The following is a 1942-nucleotide window of genomic DNA, read 5'->3' on the forward strand; positions in this document are numbered from 1 at the left end:
ATCGACGCACTGGTGGAGCGGGTGCTGGAGCAGCACGGCGCCGTCGACTACCTGGTCAACAACGCCGGCCGCTCCATCCGCCGGTCGCTGGCGCTCTCGCACGACCGCTTCCACGACTTCGAGCGGATGATGGCGGTCAACTACTTCGGCCCGGTCCGCCTGACCATGGGACTGCTCCCGGCGATGCGTGCACAGCGGTTCGGACATGTGCTCAACGTCGTCACGTGGGGCAACCAGGTCAAGGCGCCCAAGTTCGCGGCGTACATCGCAGCGAAGAGCGCGCTCGACGTGTTCGGCCGGATCATGGGGCGCGAGGCGTACTTCGACAACGTCACGTGCACCACCGTGCGCCTCGCCCTGGTGCGCACGCCGATGATCGGCCCCACCGACGCGTACGACGGTCGTCGGGCCGAGTCTCCCGAGCACTGCGCCGAACGCCTCGTCCGCGCCCTCGAGGACCGTCCGATCACGGTCGACGGCGCGATCGGCCGGTGCGCGGAGGTCTTCAACCTCGTGGCGCCGCGGCTCTCGGACTTCCTGGCGGCTGAGCTGTCGCGGCGGATGCCGGACTCGGGGGCGGCGCGGGGTGAGGTCCCGGTCGCGGCCCGAGCGGTGGCCCAGCCACCTTCCTAGGGAGCCGGAGGTGGCTGGGGCACCGCCCGACCGGTGAGTCCTTCGCGCCCCGCCCGCGGGAGGTGCGTGAGCCACATCTCCCGTGCCAGGAACGTGGCTGAGTCACCGCTCCCGGCGTACGCCGCGTCGGGGTGAGGTCACGTACGCCGCGGCGAGACGGGGTACGCCGCGCGGGCAAGGCAGTGCGATCCTCGCCGGCGCGGGCTAGCTGGCCTTCTTGGCCGTGGCCCTCTTCGCCGGTGCCTTCTTGGCGGCCGTCTTCTGGGCGGCCGTCTTCTTGGCGGGAGCCTTCTTCGCCGGCGTCTTCTTGGCAGGAGTCTTCCTGGCCGACGCCTTCTTCGCGGGCGCGGAGTCCTCGGCGTCGGCGTCGGAGTCCGAGTCGGAGCCCGAGTCCGAGTCGTCGGAGTCGGCGGGCGCCTCACCGCGAGCGGTCTTGGCCGCCGCGACCGACTTCTGCAACGCGGCCAGCAGGTCGACCACCTCACCGGAGGTCCTGGTGGACTTCTCGGTGCGCTTGACCTCGCCACCCTCGATCTTGGTCTTGACCAGCGCCTCGACGGCGCCGGCGTAGTCGTCCTCGAACTCCGAGGCGTCGAAGTCGCCGGCCAGGGTCTCGACGAGCATGTGCGCCATCTTGACCTCCTGGTCCTTGACGTCGCCGACCTCGACGTCGAAATCGGGGACGCGGACCTCGTCGGGCCACATCATCGTCTGGAGGACGATCACGTCGCCGCGGTCGGTCTCGCGCACCCGCAGCACCGCGACCGAGGTGCGCTGGCGCAGCGCCACGGTCACGACGGCCATCCGGTCGGCGTCCTTGAGGGCCTGGCGGAGCAGCGCGTAGGGCTTGGCCCCGGACTTCTCCGGCTCGAGGTAGTAGGACTTCTCGAAGAGCAACGGGTCGATCTGGTCGCTGGGCACGAACTTCTCGACGGCGATCTCCCGCGACGAGGTGGCCGGCAGCTCGGCCATGTCGTCGTCGCTGAGGATGACCATCTCGCCGTCCTCGGTCTCGTAGCCCTTGGCGATGTCGGAGTACGGCACCTCCTCGCCGTCGAGGGAGCAGACGCGCTGGTACTTGATGCGCCCGCCGTCCTTGGCGTGGACCTGCCGGAAGGACACGTCGTGGGACTCGGTGGCGGCGTACAGCTTGACCGGCACGCTCACCAGGCCGAAGGACACGGCACCCTTCCAGATCGCTCGCATGGGGTAAGCATGTCCCATGCGTCCCATGCTCGCCACCAAGGCGGACCACCTCCCGGCGGGCGAGGGCTGGTCGCACGAGGTCAAGTGGGACGGGGTCCGGATC

At 70.0% G+C, this 1942-nt stretch carries 2 protein-coding genes; one reads left to right on the forward strand and one right to left on the reverse strand.

Features of this window, described 5'->3' with window-relative positions:
- On the forward strand, positions 1-633 hold a 633-nt coding region (locus tag ACXJKL_RS20115; RefSeq protein ID WP_457208767.1), incomplete at its 5' end, for an SDR family NAD(P)-dependent oxidoreductase.
- A gap of 204 nt (positions 634-837) precedes the next feature.
- On the opposite strand, the gene ku is transcribed toward ACXJKL_RS20115, so the two are convergent.
- Positions 838-1839 carry a non-homologous end joining protein Ku gene (gene ku / locus ACXJKL_RS20120; RefSeq protein WP_457208768.1) on the reverse strand — a complete coding sequence of 334 codons (1002 nt, stop codon included), beginning with the start codon at positions 1837-1839 and terminating at the stop codon, positions 838-840.
- Positions 1840-1942: the final 103 nt, after the last annotated feature.

The organism is Nocardioides sp. P5_C9_2 (assembly GCF_054049555.1).

Bases quoted from the DNA above. Each gene is read 5' to 3' on its own strand.
- ku (WP_457208768.1), bottom strand. From the start codon at position 1,839: ATGCGAGCGATCTGGAAGGGTGCCGTGTCCTTCGGCCTGGTGAGCGTG.